A 15,962-nucleotide genomic window follows, 5' to 3' on the forward strand; every position below is an offset into this window, starting at 1 on the left:
GGTGTGGCTCGGGGGTGCGGTGGGCGCGCGGGCGCCCGGATGGATCAGGAGTTTCGGGGCGCGTCCTCGTCCGCGGCGGCCGGCTTGGGCGTGGAGAGCGCCACGACGTGGTCCGCGAACTCCCGCTCCACGCCGATGAGGCGGAGCTGGCGGTACAGGCTCTCGATGCCGAGCTGCTTCATGGTCACGCCCTGCGGGGCGTCGTCGACCTGGCCGCCCTCCTCGATGTTCAGGGCGATCGGCGCGGCCTGCTCGATGACCTCGCGGATGTCGTCGCCGTAGCCCTCCCGCATCCCGATGCGCAGGGCGTGCAGGCCGAAGCTGACGTGCCGGGACTCGTCGCGGGCCATCGCGGTGAAGCCGGCCTTCACCCCGGCCAGCAGCGGGACGCCGTGCAGCGAGTTGACGATGGCGCGCTGGCCGACCAGGGCGAGCACGCCCTCGGTGATCAGGTGGAAGAGCGCCACGGCGCGCAGCCAGCGCCGGTAGTCCGAGGGGTGTTCCTGGAGTTCGCGGATGACCTCGGTCTCCAGGCGGCTGAGGTCCCGGTGCGGCGGGGTGACCATGTTCCACGCCTGGACGAGCATCCGCTTGGGGTCCGGGTCCAGGCCCAGCAGCTCCTCGCCGAGGCGCAGCATCAGCTGGGTGTGCCGGGTCTCGTCGGCGATCTGGGTGCCGAGGTAGAGGTGGTCGCGCTCCTCGGGGGCGCCGGTGAGGATGGGGCCGAGCAGGTCCAGGCCGGTGTACTCGCCGATGATGAAGGTGGCGATGGACTCCTCGATCGCCTTGCGCGCGGAGCGCGGCAGCCGCTTGTCGAAATCCTCGCGGTCCGGCTCCAGTTCGATGGCCTGGGCGGACCACTGCTGCTTCTCCCAGCGCTCGTAGAGCGCCTGGGGGTGCGGCTGCTGCTCGGTCACGAGATCCGCGTGCCGGAGTACGTCGTCCAGGGGCAGGCGGGGCATCTCGGCGAGCTTGGCGTCATCGAGCAGCAGGGTGCTCCAGCGCGGCATATCAAAACTCCGTGACTAGTGAGTCAAGTTCATGACTTCCCATAAGTCCGGTAGTGAACAGCAATCTCTGTGCGCAGTCAACGCGGGCACTGGGGGTGAGGGTGGTGTGCGCGAAGTCGTGAGTCATGTTTCTTGACTCTCGAGTCGAGAGTGTGTCAATCTTTCGTCGTCGCCAGGACGGGACGACGGCGAGCCGGACGATCGGCCGCCCCCGTCCGCGACACCGGGGCCCCGTGCCCCACCACCGGAACACCCACCACGTACGCCAGCGGAAGGGAGGCGGGACCATGGCACCGACGCAGGACACGGCATCCACACCGGCCCTGACCCGGCCCGCCGCCGCGGAGCGCCGCGTGGTGATCACCGGCTGCGGCACCATCTCCCCGATCGGCCACACCGTCGAGGAGTTCTGGGCCTCGGCCACCGCCGGGCGCAGCGGCATCCGCACCATCAGCCGCTACGACGTGGACACCCTGCCCACCCGGTTCGCCGGCGAGGTCGTGGACTTCGACCCCAAGCCGTACATGCCGAACAAGATGAGCCGGCGCCTGGACCGCTTCGCGCAGTTCGGACTCGCCGCCGCCTTGGAAGCGATGGAGCAGGCCGGTCTGACGATCGGCGAGGAACTGGCCACCCGCACCGCGGTCCTGGTCGGCTCCGGCTACGGTCCCGGCCAGCTGATGCGGACGGCCATCCACGACCTGCGCGACCACGGCCGCCGCCGGATGACGCCCTACCTCGCCTCCGGCGGTTCCCTGGACAGCGCGGCCGGCGAGATCGCCTCCCGCTTCGGGGCCCGCGGCCCGTCCGGCGCCACCGTCACCGCCTGCGCCACCGGCTCGACCTGCGTCGGCGACGCGCTGCGCATGATCCGGCACGGTTACGCGGACATCGCCATCGCGGGCGGCGCCGACGACGCGGTCAACCCGCTCGACCTGGCCGCCGCCGCCAACGCCGGGGCGCTGTCCCGCCGCGCCGACGACCCGCACCTGGCCAGCCGGCCCTTCGACCGGCAGCGCGACGGCTTCGTGATGGGCGCGGGCGCCGGCATCGTCGTCCTGGAGGACGCCGAACACGCGGTGCGCCGCGGCGCCACGATCCTGGCCGAGGTGGCCGGGTACGGCGCCACCACCGACGCCTACCACTCGACCCACCCGCACCCCGAGGGCCTCCCCGCCCGCCAGGCGATGGCCGACGCCCTCGCCGACGCGGGCCTGCGGCCCGAGGACATCGACCACATCTCGGCGCACGGCACCAGCACCCAGCTCAACGACCGCATCGAGAGCGCCGCGATCCGCGCGGTCTTCGGCGACCACGCCCCGCGCGTGCCCATCAGCTCGCTCAAGTCGATGACCGGCCACATGATCGGCGCGGCCGGCGCCGTGGAGCTGATCGCCGCCGTCCAGACGATCCGTACCGGCATCGTGCCGCCGACGGTCAACTGCGACGACCCCGAGGACACCGGACTCGACTACGTCCCGCACCAGGCCCGGGCCCACGCCGTCCGCGCGGTGCTCAGCAACTCGTTCGGCTTCGGCGGACACAACGCCGTGCTCGTCGTCCGCGCCTGGCCCGGCGCGGACGGCACCAGCGACCGCCAGGGCCGACAGGACCAGCAGTCGAAGGAGGAGGGGCGATGACCACCGGACCGCAGCCCGAGGCGTTCTGTCAGGCCGACCCGGTCTTCTACGACATCGCCGGCCGCCACACCGCCGACGACTCCCACGCCTTCGCCCAGACCCACGCTCCCGCCCCCGCGGGCTGGGAGCGCCGCGAGATGGACGTCTGGATCGTCCACACCCCGCTCGGCCACAGCCTGCCGCAGCAGGGCTGGAAGATCCACATCTCCGGCCTGCCGGACAACGCGCGGCACGTCGTGGACACCGCCTGGGACTACTGCACCGAGAACGGCCTGCCGTTCAAGTTCCTGCGCGGCGTGGACGTCCTGACCACCCACAGCCTGAAGTACGCGCCGCGCTCCTCCAGCGGCAAGCTCGTGACGATCTACCCGTCCGACGAAGGACAGCTGCACCGCACCCTCGTGGAGCTGGGGCAGCGCCTGGACGGCACGGCCGGTCCGTACATCCTCACCGACCTGCGGTGGGGCGCCGGTCCGCTGCACGTACGCTACGGCGGCTTCGTCACCCGCTACTGCACCGACGACGACGGCACGGCCGTACCCGCCATCGAACGCCCCGACGGCACGCTGGTCCCCGACCGCCGCCGCCCGGTCTTCGAGGTGCCCGAATGGGTCGAGCTGCCCGGCTTCCTCGCCGAACAGCTCGCCGCCCGCCAGGCGTCCGGCTCCCCGGCGGACTTCCCGTACAAGGTCGAACGCGCCCTGCACTTCTCCAACGGCGGCGGCGTCTACCAGGCCCGTGACACCGAAGGCCGGAAGGTGGTCCTCAAGGAGGCCCGCCCGAACGCCGGACTGGACGGACTCGGCCTGGACGCGGTCGCCCGCCTGGACCGCGAGCGCCGCGCCATGGAACACCTTGCCGGCCTGCCGGGCATCCCGGCCCTGTACGAGCACCGCGTGGTGTGGGAACACCACTTCCTGTCCGTGCAGCACCTGGAGGGCGACACCCTCCAGGGCTGGCTGGCCCGGCACTACCCGCTGACCAAGGCCCGCCCCGAGCCCGCGGCGCTGAGCGCGTACGTGCGCCGGGCGCAGGCCCTGGCCGACCGCATCGAGGCCCTGGTCGCCCGGGTGCACGAGCGCGGCATGGTCTTCGGCGACCTCCACCCGGCGAACATCCTGGTGACCGAGGCGGACGACGCCGACGAGGTCGCGCTGGTCGACTTCGAACTGTGCGTTCCCGTCGCGGAGGCGGACCGGCTCGGCATGGGCCACCCCGGCTTCGCCGGCACCGGCCGCACCGGCTACGGCATCGACCGGCACGCGCTCGCCGCACTGCGGCTGTGGCTGCTCTTCCCGCTCACCGGGCTCAACGAACTGGACCCGGGCCGCGCGGCGGCGTACGTGGACGTGGCCGAGCGCAGGTTCGCCCTCCCGGCCGGCTCCCTGGACGCGCTGCGCCACGAACTCGCCCCCGGCGAGGCGGCCCTGGACCGGGTGCCCCCGGCGCTCCGCGAACCGCTGGGAGTCCGGCTGGACACCTCGCTGCCCAACTGGCCCGCCGCACGAAAGTCGCTGGCCGAGGCGGTCCTGCTGTCCGCCACACCGCAGCGCGCCGACCGGCTCTTCCCCGGCGACGTACGGCAGTTCACGACGGACGGCCTCAACTTCGCCTATGGCGCCGCGGGCGTCCTGTGGGCGCTGGACACCGCCGGCGCGGGCCGCTTCCCCGAGTACGAGCAGTGGCTGCTGGACGCCGTCGAACGCAGCCGGCCGCAGCGGCCCGGCTTCTACGACGGAGCGCACGGCATCGCCCACGTCCTGGCGGGCTTCGGCCACCTGGAGGCCGCCGGGCGCCTGCTCGACGGCTGCCGCACGGCCACCGACGCACTGACCGAGGTGAGCCTCTTCCGCGGCATGGCGGGCGCGGGCCTGAACCTGCTGGACTTCGCCGCCCGCACGGGCAGCGGCGACCACCGCGACCAGGCCCTGGGCCTGGCGGAACGGACAGCCGCCGCCGTCACGGCCGGAACCGCACCGGGCATCGCCGCGGGCCCCGGCCGGGGCAGCCGGGCCGGACTGCTGCGCGGCTGGTCGGGAGCGGCCCTGTTCTTCCTGCGGCTGTACGAGGACACGTCCGACACGGCGTACCTCGACCTGGCCGTACGGGCCCTGCACCTCGACCTCGACCTGTGCGCCACCGGCGAGGACGGTTCGCTCCAGGTGGACGGCGGGTTCCGCCAGCTGCCCTACCTGGAGGTGGGCACCGCGGGTATCGCCCTCGTCGCCGACGAGGTGCTGGCCCACCGCGCCGACGGACGGCTGGCGGAGGCGCTGCCGCTGCTGGTACGCGCCGCGGAGCCGGAGTTCACCATCGAGCCGAACCTGTTCGGCGGGCGGGCCGGTCTGCTGGCCACGCTCTCCGCGCTGCGGGCACGCGACCCGCAGCCGGAACCGGACCTCGGCGTCGAGCGGCACCTGACACGGCTGCACTGGCACGCACTGTCCTACCACGGTCATCTCGCCTTCCCCGGCGACCAGTTGCGCCGGGTATCGATGGACCTGGCCACCGGCGGCCCGGGAATCCTGCTGGCCCTGACCGCGGCCCTGGACGGAAGGCGGGACTTCCTGCCCTTCCTGGCCCCGCGGAACGGCCGGCCCACAACCGGCGCGGACCACCGCGCCCCCTGAGCTTCCGGCCGGCCCCCAGGCCGACCGGAAAAACCCAACACCGAGTAAGTGGAGAGGAGGAAACACCATGTCGATCGTTCTCGACCTGCAGGGCCTTGAGGTCCCCGCCGAGGAGGCCGCGCGCGTCTCCAGCACCGTCAGCAGCCACTGCTGAACGCGCTGAGCGCCAGCTCCGGTGCCCGCCCCGGCGGGCACCGGAGCTCAACCCTTTTCCCGAACCCCCTGAGGAGCCCGGATGAGCGGCCTGCTCGACGGCAAGAGGCTGGTCATCACCGGTGTGATCAGCGAAAGTTCCATCGCCTACGCCGTGGCGCGGCTCGCCCAGGAACAGGGCGCGCGGATCGTGCTCACCGCGTACGGGCGCCCCACGCTCGTCCAGCGGCTGGCCCGCCGCCTTCCCGACGAGCCCCCGGTCGTCGAACTCGACGTCACCGACGCGGAGCAGCTCGCCACCCTCGCCGACCGCGTGAGCGTGCACCTCGACGGCATCGACGGCGTCCTGCACTCCGTCGCCAACGCCCCCGCCACCTGCCTCGACGGCGGCTTCCTCACCGCGCCGTGGACGGACGTGTCCGCGGCCCTGCACACCTCCACGTACTCCCTCACCGCCCTGGCCACCGCCTGCCGCCCCCTGCTGGCGCCCGGCGCCTCCATCGTGGGCCTGGACTTCGACGCCTCGCGCGCTTGGCCCGGCTACGACTGGATGGGCGTGGCCAAGGCGGGACTGGAGGCCTGCTCCCGCTACCTGGCCCGGGACCTCGGCCCCGACGGCATCCGGGTCAACCTCGTCGCGGCGGGCCCGCTGCGCACCCTGGCCGCCCGCGGCATCGGCGGCGACGGCCCGGCCTTCGAGAAGGAGTGGGCGACCCGGGCGCCGCTGGGCTGGAACCCGGCGGACGCCGAGCCGGTGGCCCGCACCTGCCTGGCCCTGCTCTCGGACTGGCTGCCCGCGACCACCGGCGAGATCGTGCACGCCGACGGCGGCCACCACATGATCGGAAGCTGACGTGCACCACCTCGGATCGGCCTTCGGCCCGGACATCACCTTCCTCGGCGTGCCGCGCCTGAACCTCGACGACCCGCCCGCCGACGCGGACGTGATCATCCTCGGGGCGCCCTTCGACGGCGGCACCTCGCACCGGCCCGGCGCCCGCTTCGGCCCGGCCGCCATCCGCCAGGCCTGCTACCTGCCGCACAACGGCGCCCGACGCAGCCTCGCGCTCGGCGTGGACCCGCTGACCGAACTGAAGGTCTACGACGCCGGGGACGTGCCCTGCTACTCCGGCGACATCGAGCAGAGCATCCGCACCGTCGAGGGCGCGGTACGGATGACCGCCGGCCTCGGCGCGATCCCGGTCGTGCTCGGCGGCGACCACACCATCGCGCTGCCCGACATGCGCGCCGTCGCCCGCCACCACGGCTTCGGCCGCATCTCGATGCTCCACTTCGACGCGCACGCCGACACCGGCGAGGTGGAGGACGGCCCGCTCTACGGGCACGGCAAGCCGATGCGCCAGCTCATCGAGTCCGGCGCGGTACGCGGCGACCGCTTCCTCCAGATGGGGCTGCGCGGCTACTGGCCGGGCCCGGAGACGCTGCGGTGGATGGCCGAGCAGGGCATGCGCTCGTACGAGATGAGCGAGATCACCGCCCGCGGCTTCGACACCTGCCTGACCGAGGCGTTCGCCACCGCCGTGGACGACTGCGACGGCGTGTACCTCTCGGTCGACGTGGACGTGGTCGACCCGGGCCAGGCGCCGGGCACCGGCACCCCCGAGCCCGGCGGCCTGACCTCGCGCCAACTGCTGGACGCGGTGCGCCGGGCGGCCTACGAACTGCCGGTCGTCGGCGTCGAGGTGGTCGAGGTGGCACCACCGTACGACCACGCCGACATCACCGCGTACCTGGGCAACCGCATCGTCCTGGAGGCGCTGTCCGGCATCGCCCGCCGCCGGCGCGACGCCAAGGCGGGCACGACGTGGGACCCGGCGGTTCCGCTGCTGCGGCGGGACGGCCTGGGCGGCGGCCGGTGAGTGTCCCGGGGGAGGGGGAGAGCCGCCGGGCCGTCTTCGGCCCGTACGTGGTCGAGCGCGAGAAGATCCGCGAGTTCGCCGCGGCCGTGGGCACCGCCGACCCCGCGCACACGGACCCCGCGGCGGCGCGCGCCCTGGGCCACCCGGACGTGCTCGCCCCGCCGACCTACCTCGCCGTCCTCGCGATCCGCGCCGAGGAGCAACTGCTGCGCGATCTCGGCGCCCCCGCCGACGGCGCGGGCACGATCCACCGCGAGGAGCGCTTCGTGCACCACCGCCCCGCGTACGCCGGGGACGAACTGCTGGTGGCCGTACGGCTGAAGGACGCGTCCCGGCGCGCGGGCCGCGAGGTCGTGGTGCTGGAGAGCGCGTTCCGTACCGCCGACGGGACGCCGGTGAGCACCGTGACCTCCACCCTGCTGCTGCCGGACCGCCGCGGCAATGATGACAAAAGCTGACTCCAACTCATGGGAGCGGATCTCCGCATGACCGAAACGATGGCGCCCCCCGTACCCGCCCCCCGGCTCGTCGGCGCGGCCGAGGACGTCCTTTCGGGGTCGGACCTCACCGGCCGGGTGCTGGCCGCCGCCCGGGTCCTGCGCGGCCGCGGCATATGCCCCGGCGACCGGGTCCTGGTCAAGGGCGACAACTGCGTCGACTACGTCGTCGCGCTGCTCGCCCTGATGCACCTGGACACCTCGCTCGTACCGGTCGACCACCGCCAGTCCGCCGCCGACGGCCGGGCGACCGCCCGCCAGGCCCGCGCCCGCTGGCTGCTCACCGACGGCCCGGCCGACCCCGCCTTCCCCGCCGACCGGGTGCTCGGCTACCCCGGCCTCGGCGCGGACACCGCGCCCCCGGCCGGCGAGGAGGTCGACCTCACCGCCTGGCTCGCCCGCCCGGACGCCGTGGTGCTGTGGTCCTCCGGCACCACCGGCCGCCCCAAAGGCATCGTGAAGTCGGGCCCCGCGGTGCACGACAACACGCTGCGCACCATCCAGGCCATGGGCTACCGCGCGGACGACGTGCTCGCCCCGCTGCTGCCCTTCTCCCACCAGTACGGTCTGTCCGTCGTCCTGCTGTGGTGGCTGGCCCGCTGCACCCTGGTCGTCACCCCGTACCAGCGGCTGGACATCGCCGCCGCCCAGGCCGCCGCGCACGGCGTCACGGCCGTGGACGCCGCCCCGTCCACGTACCACTCCCTGCTCGGCGTCGTCCGCCGCCGCCCGGAGCTGCGCGACGCCCTCGCCGGGGTGCGGATCTGGGGCGTGGGCGGCGCCCCGCTGCCCGCCCCGCTCGCCAAGGCCTTCCCCGCCGCCATGGGCCGCCCGCTGCTGGACGGTTACGGCCTCAGCGAGCTGGGCAACGTCGCACTGGCCACGCCCGAAGCGCCGACCGGCTGCGGCCGTCCGCTGCCCGGCGTACGGATACGGGTGGTCACCACGGACGGCCGGGAGGCCGCGCCCGGCGAACTGGGCGAGATCGAGGTGGACTCACCGGGCCTGATGGAGGGCTACCTGCTGGAGGACGGCACGCTCACACCCGTACGGCACACGACCTGGTACCCGACCGCCGACCTGGGCCGCTTCGACGAGGCGGGCAACCTGCACGTGGTCGGCCGCAACCAGGCGGTGCACCGGCTGGGCTTCACGCTCTACCCGGAAAGCCTGGAGCGCAAGGCGGAGGCCGCCGGGCGGCAGGTGAAGGTACTGGCGGTGGAGGACAGCCGGCGCGGCAGCGCGCTGCACTTCGTGGTGGCGGACCCGGAGGGCGGCGCCCCGGCCGAGTGGCGGCGCCGGCTGGCCACACACCTGGCGGAGTACGAGCAGCCCAACGCGGTCCATGTGGTGGAGAGCTTCCCGCTGTCGGCGAACGGGAAGGTGGATGCGAAGGCGCTGCGGGGGCAGCTGGGACTGACGGGCTGAGGGCGGGGAGCGGGCCGTCGGACGGGACGATGCATCCGGCCCGACGGCCCGTTCCTTCAACTTCCGGCCCTGAGTGAGCCGTTCAGACCGAGCGCAGGATCAACGAGGCGTTGTTCCCGCCGAACCCGAAGCTGTTCACCGCGGCGGTACGGGCCGACGGCAGCCGCAGGGGCGCCGTGGGCAGCACGACCCGGTCCGCGTCCTCGGCGGCCGAAAGCCCGGCGGTCGGCGGGACGATCCCCGTACGCAGCGACAGCGCGGCGGCGGCCAGGGCCGGGGCGCCCGAGATGTGCAGCAGATGGCCGATGGCGCCCTTGTGTGAACTCACGGGAAGAGCGGTGGAGCCGGTTTCGGCGGCGATGGCCTCGATGGCCGCGAGTTCGGCCGCGTCGCCCTGGGCGGTGCCGGTCGCGTGGGCGTGCACATGGTCCAGACGGTCCGCCGCGGCGTCCTCCAGCGCGTGGCGCATGCACGCGCCGATCAGCTCCGCGTCCGACGCGGCAGCCTTGGCCCCGGCCACCCGGCAGGCCGCACCGGCAACCACGAGATCGGCCACATGACCCCGCGACCGGGCGTGCCCGGACGTCTCCAGCACGACGGCGCCCCCGCCCTCACCGAGCGAGATGCCCGCCCGTCCGGTGTCGAACGGCCTGGCGGCATCGCGACCCACGGCCCGTACGACGTCCATGCTGGCGTACTCGTACCGGTTGAGCACCGACGATCCCGCCACCACGGCGAGCGGCGCGACGCCCGCACGCAGGGCCTCGCGGGCGAAGCCGACGGCGAAGACGGCCGAGGCGCAGGCGTGGGAGAGGTGGAGGGCGCGGCCCGGGAGGATGCCGGGGGCGAGGGTGCCGGACGGGTCGGGGCCGAGGAACTCCTGCTCGGCAGCGGGGTCTTCGCCCGTCTCCGGACCCGAACGCGGTGCCTGGCCGACGAGGATCACCAGGGCGTCCCGCGGCACTTCCGGCAGCCCGGCGGCCTCCACGGCCTCCGCGATGGCGGACCGCGCGTAGGCGCTCTTGCGGGGCGTGCCGGCCGTGGGGTCCGGTCCGGGCACCTCGCCCACCGGCTCGCCCCGGTACGACGGCGCCGCGAAGCGCCGCGCCGGACGCAGGGCCGAGCGGCCTTCGAGCAGGCCCCGCCAGTACGGCGCGACGCCCGTACCGAACGGGGTGACCAGCCCGAGGCCGCTGATGACGATGTCGTTCACGGGGACTTTCACGGGCATGTGACGCTCCAGGCGGTGGCGACGGCGAGGCAGTGCACCGGGCGCGGGCCGTCGCTGGGTGAGACGAAGAGGTCCAGGTGGACGGCCGGTCCCGGCATGGCGGCCAGGGGCCAGGGCGGGCGCGGCGCGTCCGCGGCCCGCTCTGGGTCCTGTGTGTCCACCGGCAGTGGCGCGAGGAGGTAGCAGCCCCCGCGGTGCCCGGACGCGGTGGTGTAGGGGCGGACCAGCTCGGAGGCCTCCAGGCCGATCGAGTCCGAGGGCCGCAGCCGCCGCTCGGTGTCATGGCAGCGCCGTACGAAGTGGCGGGCGGCCCAGGAGCTGTACGCGCCGCTCAGGACGTACAGCGGGGCGGTGGCCCGTACGGCTTCCGGCAGGGTCTCGAACGCGGTCCGCAGTGCCCAGGTGACCGCGTCCACCGGCTTGACGTGCGCTTCGGGAGCGGCAGCGAAGTCAGCCGTTGCGAACTGCTCTGCTGCTGCGCCCAGTTGACCGGCATCCGTCGCCGCCAGGCCGGCTCCGTGACGTACGGTGCCCGGCTGTCGGCCGCTGCCGGGCCCGGTGCCCGCCCGGCCCGTCTCTGCTGTCGCCATCCGGCCGCGCCACCCCTCTACCGCCAGTCACGAGTTGTCGAATATGCTGAATCTGTAGTCATATTTTGTCAACAACGTCTCTACGGGGGAGGGCGCCTTGCCGCGCCACATCGGCTTCGTCTCCATCGCCTGGCACGGCCATGTGAACCCGACGCTCGGCCTCGTCGCGGAACTCGTCCGGCGCGGCCACCGGGTCTCGTACGCGGTCACCGAGGCGTTCGCGCCCGCCGTACGGGCCGTGGGCGCCGAACCGGTCGTCTACCGCAACCCGGTGGACGACGCGCTCACCGAGGACGGCCTGGCCATCTCCCCCATGGACTTCCTGCGCGAGGCCAGGGCGACGCTGGACGTACTGGAGAACGTCTGGGCCACCGACCGGCCCGAGGTGATCGCGTACGACGGCATCGCCTGGGCGGGCCGGGTGCTTGCCGCGAAGTGGGGGCTGCCGGCGGCGGAGATGTGGCCCTCGTTCGTCTCCAACGAGCACTTCTCGCTGGAGGCCGAGTTCCTGGCCGACAACCCGCTGCACCCCGGCGTACTGCGCTTCGCCCGGGAACTGACCCGGTTCCTGGCCGCGCACGGCCTGTCCGGCCGCTCGGTCGCCGACTTCCTCGGCCACACCGAGGACCTGCGCCTGGTCTTCCTGCCGCGCGCGTTCCAGTACCACGGCGAGACCTTCGACGACCGGTTCGCCTTCGTCGGCCCGTGCGCCGGCGACCGCGGCTTCCAGGGCAGCTGGCGCCCGGCCGGGGACGGCCGCCCGGTGCTGCTGATCGCCCTCGGCACGGCCTGCTACGACTGGCCCGAGTTCTTCCGGATGTGCGGCGAGGCGGTCGAGCCGCTGCCCTGGCAGGTCGTCATGGCGTACGGGCCGCGCATGGACCGCGCCGCCATCGGACCGCTCCCGGACCACGTCGAAGCACATCCGCACGTCCCCCAGCTCGATGTACTGCGCCACGCCGACGCCTTCGTCACCCACGCCGGCATGGGCTCCACCATGGAGGCACTGCTGCACGGCACTCCCATGGTGGCCGTACCGCAGACCCAGGAACAGACCGCGGTCGCCGAACGCATCGACGCCCTCGGTCTCGGTGTGCGCCTGGACCGTGACCACCTGGACGCGGACACGCTGCGCACCGCCCTGACCCGCGTCATGAGCGACGGCGGAATCCGGGCCCGGGTCGCGCGCATGCGGGACGAGGTGCGCGGGGCCGGGGGAGCGGCCGAGGCAGCCGACCGCATCGAGGCTTTGGTGGCCGGCGCCGGGTCCGCGGCCGCCGCCGTCCGTACGGGCTGACCGGGCCCACCACCACAGCGCCGCTACGACATCACCGTTACGACAGCACCGCGACCACGGTCCTCGTTCAGGACCGGAACGGAGAACTGATGCAGGGCAAACTCGTCCGGCTCGAACGGCCCGCCGACCAGGACTACGAGCTGATGGCGCAGTGGTTCGGCCCCGACTCGGCTGCCGCCGTGATGGCCGCCACCGAAGGGGACGTGGTCACCGCCGAGGACTTCCGCAAGCTCGACCACACCGGCGGCCTGCGCCAGTACGCGGTGCGCGACGGCGAGGACCGGACCGTGGGCGCGGTGCACTACAAGGCGCAGGGGCCGTTCGGCGGCTATGTGCTCGGCGGCGCGATCGGCGAGCCCGAGCTGTGGCGCCGCGGCTTCGGCGCCGAGGCGTTCGACCTGCTCATCGACCACCTCTTCCACGCCCGCAACGCCCACCGGGTCCAGTTCACCACCGCGCTCTACAACAAGAACGTGCTGCGCCTGGTGACCGGCGTCGGCTTCACCCTCGAAGGCATCCTGCGGGAGTACTTCTACCTCGACGGGCGCCACCACGACGGCGCCGTATGGGGCCTGCTGCGGCACGAGTACTACGCGGCGGTCGAGGAACTCAAGCGCACCGACCCGACCTTCGTCCTCCCCGACACCATCCCCGAGGCCGACAAGGCCGAGGCGCGCCGCCTGCTCGCCGAGTACATCACCAGCCCGACCGGCAAGACGTCGGCGGGGCTGCTGCTGGCGGCGGTGGGTGCCGCCGAGCGGAACGCCGAGGGGCGCGCCGAGGAACCCGCCGAGGGGCGCTCCGAGGGGTCCGCCGGGGCGCCCGCCGAGGGGCGCGCCCACCTGTGACCGCCGCATCCGGCAGCGGACCGCGCTGGACGACGGTGGTCCTCTCGCCGCACTTCGACGACGCCGCGCTGTCCGTGGCCGGATACCTCGGCCGCACCACCGGGCCCACCGCCGTGGTCACCGTCCACGGCGGTGCCCCGGCGGCGGACCGGATCTCCTGGTGGGACGCGGGCTGCGGCTTCGCGACACCGGAGGAGGCGTACCGCGTACGCCTGGCCGAGGACGCCCGGGCCTGCGCGCTGCTCGGCGCCGAGCAGGTGACCCTCGCGAACCCGGACAGCCCCTACCGCGACGACGGCGACCTGGCGGGCCTGGCCGACTTCCTGACCGGACTTCCCCCGCAGACCAGAGTGCTGGTCCCGCTGGGCACGAACCAGCCGGACCACACCGCCGTCCGCGACCAGGCCCTCGCGGTGCTGGCCGGACGGCCGGGCCTGGCCCCGTACGTCTACGCGGATCTGCCTTACACCGGTGGCGTACGCAAATGGGGCACCGACGCGGTGGTCGACCGGCTCGCCGGCTCCGACAAGTACGGCGGCGCCTACCGCGACCTGTCCGCCGCGTACGAGCTGCGCGTGGCCCACAACATCCGCCTGGACGAGCGCGAATGGGCGGCGAAGCGGGCGGCAGTCCTGAGCTACACCTCGCAGCTGGCACCGGTGGCGGTCGGCCACGGCCCGTTCCTGCGGCGGCCGGGCCCGCTCCAGGCGGAACTCCTCTGGGAACTGGTCCCCGCCGCTCCCGACAACGAACCGGTTCCCGCCATCCCCGACAACCAAGAAGGGAACCGCCATGCCGGGCAGCCACCCCCGCACATCGATGTCGGCTGAGCACTTCGACAAGGTCTACCGGTCCAAGCCCGACCCGTGGGGCACCCTCCACAAGCCCTACGAACAGGAGAAGTTCGCCGACACCGCATCCCTCCTGCCCACCGGCCGCTTCCGCTCGGCCCTGGAGATCGGCTGCGGCGTTGGCGCCCTCACCCGACTGCTGGCACCCCACTGCGACCACCTGCTGGCCACGGACTGCTCGGCCGCCGCGGTCGAACAGGCCCGGAACAACTGCACCGACCTCCCCCACCTCACCTTCGCCACCCTCCGCGTCCCCGACGAACTGGACGCCAAGAGCCTCCCGACCCGCCTGGCGTCTCCGGTGGACCTGATCGTGATGTCCGAGGTCGGTTACTACCTCTCGCCCGCTGACCTCGACCTGACCGCGGCGCGGGTCGCTGCTCTGCTGCGGCCTGGTGGGTATGTGCTGCTGGCGCATTGGGTCCACGACGAGGCCGGGCCCGAGTCCGAGGCCGTACCGGCTACGGGCGCCGCCACGCCGGAGATCGTGACCGGCCACGGCGTGCACAAGGTCTTCCGCAACCGGGCGGACCTGCGGCCGATCGAGGGCCGGACCGGTCACCGGCACGGCAACTCGTACCGCTTGGACCTGTTCCAACGGATGGTGTGACGGGGCGGCACCGGCGCCTCACGGGCATGTGGGGCGGCTCCGGAGGCGCCCGCCCCACCGCCTGCCCCGCCACCTACTCGATCTCGACGCGTCCGCTGTGCCGCTCCCCGCTGTGCCGCTCCCCGCCGTGCCGTTCCGCGCTGTCGCCGCGGGCCTTGCGGCCGTCCGCACCGTCCCCGCCCCCGGTGGCCCCGGCCCCCTCCCCAGGGGCGCCGAGGTTGCGCCGTACGGAATCCAGGATCGTCAGCCCCTGGCCCACCAGCCCGGCCGCGATCTCCCCGAGGCCGTCCGTACCGTTCAGCACGTTCACGTTCGCACCGGAGAGACCGGCCGACGCCTCCTTGACGATCTGCGGCAGCTGGTCGATCAGCATCCGGTCCAGCGCCACCCGGTCGTACGAGGCCGCCGCCTCCGCCTGGATCTTCATCCGCTCGGCCTCGGCCATGGCGAGCACCCGGATGCGCTCCGCGTCCGCCTCGGCGGGCTTGACGACCTCCGCCACCAGCTGCTGCTGGCGCAACTGCGCCGCCCGCTCGGCCAGTTCGGTCTGCGCGTCCAGCACCTCCTGCTGCGCGTGCGCCTCCGCCAGCGGCCCCGCCTGCGCGGCCTGGGCCTGCGCGCGGTCCACCTCGGCGCTGTACTGCGCCTGTACGACGGCGGTCTGCCGCGCGTACTCGGCCTGCTTGCGCGCCGCCTCCTGCTCCGCCTCCGCCGCGGCCTGCGTCGCCTGCGCCTGGGCGATCTGCGCCTGGCGCTGGATCGCCGCCTTGTGCGGGGCCGACATGGCCTCGATGTAGCCGGTGTCACCGTCGTCGATCGACTGGATCTGCAACGAGTCCACGTGCAGCCCGATCTTCGCCATCTCGGCCTTGGAGGTGTCCAGCACCTCGGTGGCCAGCTTCTGCCGCTCGGTGACGATCTCCTCGACCGTCATCGACCCGATGATGGACCGCAGGTGCCCGGCGAAGATCCGCCCGGTCAGCACCGACATCTGGTCCTGGTCGGACAGGAACCGCTGGCCGGCGTTGACGATGCTCTCCACATCGTTGCCGACCTTGAACGCGATCACGGCACGTACCGTCAGCGCGATGCCCTGCCGCGTCACACAGGTCTCCACGACCTCCGACTCGCACATGGCCAGCGTCAGAAAGCGCGTCTTGCGGAAGACCGGCAGTACGAACTTGCCGTGACCGGTCACGACACGGAACGGCGCACCCCCGAGCCCACGCCTGCCGCCCGATATCAGCATCGCCTCGTTGGGGGCGGGAACGCGGTAACCGAACATCTTTCGTCGTCT

The 15,962-nt window shown here is 73.4% G+C and carries 15 protein-coding genes; 11 read left to right on the plus strand and 4 right to left on the minus strand.

From position 1 onward, the window contains the following. Nucleotides 1-44: 44 nt before the first annotated feature. Nucleotides 45-1,010 carry a ribonucleotide-diphosphate reductase subunit beta gene (locus tag IH45_RS0125700; RefSeq protein ID WP_030673011.1) on the minus strand — a complete coding sequence of 322 codons (966 nt, stop codon included), beginning with the start codon at nucleotides 1,008-1,010 and terminating at the stop codon, nucleotides 45-47. A 287-nt stretch (nucleotides 1,011-1,297) separates the two neighbouring features. Between IH45_RS0125700 and fabF the strand changes: the two genes are divergently transcribed. The 7 genes from fabF (at nucleotide 1,298) to IH45_RS0125735 (ending at nucleotide 9,238) form a co-directional block, all read left to right on the plus strand. Beyond that, nucleotides 1,298-2,650: a beta-ketoacyl-ACP synthase II gene (fabF, locus tag IH45_RS0125705; RefSeq protein ID WP_050515183.1), complete on the plus strand. Its 1,353-nt coding sequence runs from the start codon at nucleotides 1,298-1,300 to the stop codon at nucleotides 2,648-2,650. Next, nucleotides 2,647-5,280, plus strand: a complete 2,634-nt coding sequence (gene lanKC, locus IH45_RS0125710) for a class III lanthionine synthetase LanKC (protein WP_030673018.1) — start codon at nucleotides 2,647-2,649, stop codon at nucleotides 5,278-5,280. The genes fabF and lanKC overlap by 4 nt, the downstream gene beginning before the upstream one ends. Nucleotides 5,281-5,347: 67 nt before the next feature. Then, a complete protein-coding gene (locus tag IH45_RS1000000151090) occupies nucleotides 5,348-5,434 on the plus strand; it encodes a class III lanthipeptide (protein WP_191094851.1) in 87 nt (28 codons plus the stop codon). An 81-nt stretch (nucleotides 5,435-5,515) separates the two neighbouring features. Continuing rightward, entirely contained in the window at nucleotides 5,516-6,286 is a 771-nt protein-coding gene (fabI, locus tag IH45_RS0125720) for an enoyl-ACP reductase FabI (protein WP_030673021.1), read from the plus strand. A 1-nt stretch (nucleotide 6,287) separates the two neighbouring features. Then, nucleotides 6,288-7,313, plus strand: coding sequence for an agmatinase (speB, locus tag IH45_RS0125725; protein WP_030673024.1), 1,026 nt, complete (start codon nucleotides 6,288-6,290; stop codon nucleotides 7,311-7,313). Beyond that, nucleotides 7,310-7,771, plus strand: coding sequence for an FAS1-like dehydratase domain-containing protein (locus IH45_RS0125730; RefSeq protein ID WP_030673026.1), 462 nt, complete (start codon nucleotides 7,310-7,312; stop codon nucleotides 7,769-7,771). The genes speB and IH45_RS0125730 overlap by 4 nt, the downstream gene beginning before the upstream one ends. Nucleotides 7,772-7,798: 27 nt before the next feature. Then, nucleotides 7,799-9,238, plus strand: a complete 1,440-nt coding sequence (locus tag IH45_RS0125735) for a class I adenylate-forming enzyme family protein (protein WP_032918360.1) — start codon at nucleotides 7,799-7,801, stop codon at nucleotides 9,236-9,238. 82 nt (nucleotides 9,239-9,320) lie between these two features. Here IH45_RS0125735 and IH45_RS0125740 read toward each other — a convergent pair whose 3' ends face one another. Together IH45_RS0125740 and IH45_RS1000000145445 are read right to left on the minus strand one after the other, a co-directional pair. Further along, entirely contained in the window at nucleotides 9,321-10,469 is a 1,149-nt protein-coding gene (locus tag IH45_RS0125740) for a beta-ketoacyl synthase N-terminal-like domain-containing protein (protein WP_030673032.1), read from the minus strand. Next, complete coding sequence (locus IH45_RS1000000145445; protein ID WP_158813268.1) at nucleotides 10,460-11,059, minus strand: hypothetical protein; 600 nt, start codon at nucleotides 11,057-11,059, stop codon at nucleotides 10,460-10,462. Before IH45_RS1000000145445 ends, IH45_RS0125740 begins: the two co-directional genes overlap by 10 nt. Nucleotides 11,060-11,156: 97 nt before the next feature. On the opposite strand from IH45_RS1000000145445, the gene IH45_RS0125750 reads away from it, so the two are divergent. The 4 genes from IH45_RS0125750 (at nucleotide 11,157) to IH45_RS0125765 (ending at nucleotide 14,665) form a co-directional block, all read left to right on the plus strand. After that, nucleotides 11,157-12,356, plus strand: coding sequence for a macrolide family glycosyltransferase (locus IH45_RS0125750; RefSeq protein ID WP_030673038.1), 1,200 nt, complete (start codon nucleotides 11,157-11,159; stop codon nucleotides 12,354-12,356). An 89-nt stretch (nucleotides 12,357-12,445) separates the two neighbouring features. Continuing rightward, complete coding sequence (locus IH45_RS1000000145450; RefSeq protein ID WP_050515185.1) at nucleotides 12,446-13,204, plus strand: GNAT family N-acetyltransferase; 759 nt, start codon at nucleotides 12,446-12,448, stop codon at nucleotides 13,202-13,204. Next, nucleotides 13,201-14,034, plus strand: a complete 834-nt coding sequence (locus IH45_RS0125760; protein ID WP_234440671.1) for a PIG-L family deacetylase — start codon at nucleotides 13,201-13,203, stop codon at nucleotides 14,032-14,034. The genes IH45_RS1000000145450 and IH45_RS0125760 overlap by 4 nt, the downstream gene beginning before the upstream one ends. Next, the gene (locus IH45_RS0125765; protein WP_078897783.1) at nucleotides 13,997-14,665 is read left to right on the plus strand and encodes a class I SAM-dependent DNA methyltransferase; all 669 of its coding nucleotides are present in this window, start codon (nucleotides 13,997-13,999) and stop codon (nucleotides 14,663-14,665) included. The genes IH45_RS0125760 and IH45_RS0125765 overlap by 38 nt, the downstream gene beginning before the upstream one ends. Before the next feature lie 73 nt (nucleotides 14,666-14,738). On the opposite strand, the gene IH45_RS0125770 is transcribed toward IH45_RS0125765, so the two are convergent. Then, nucleotides 14,739-15,950: an SPFH domain-containing protein gene (locus IH45_RS0125770; protein WP_032918363.1), complete on the minus strand. Its 1,212-nt coding sequence runs from the start codon at nucleotides 15,948-15,950 to the stop codon at nucleotides 14,739-14,741. Between the last annotated feature and the right edge of the window lie 12 nt (nucleotides 15,951-15,962).

This window comes from Streptomyces rimosus subsp. rimosus (assembly GCF_000720725.1).
GTDB lineage: Bacteria > Actinomycetota > Actinomycetes > Streptomycetales > Streptomycetaceae > Streptomyces > Streptomyces rimosus_A.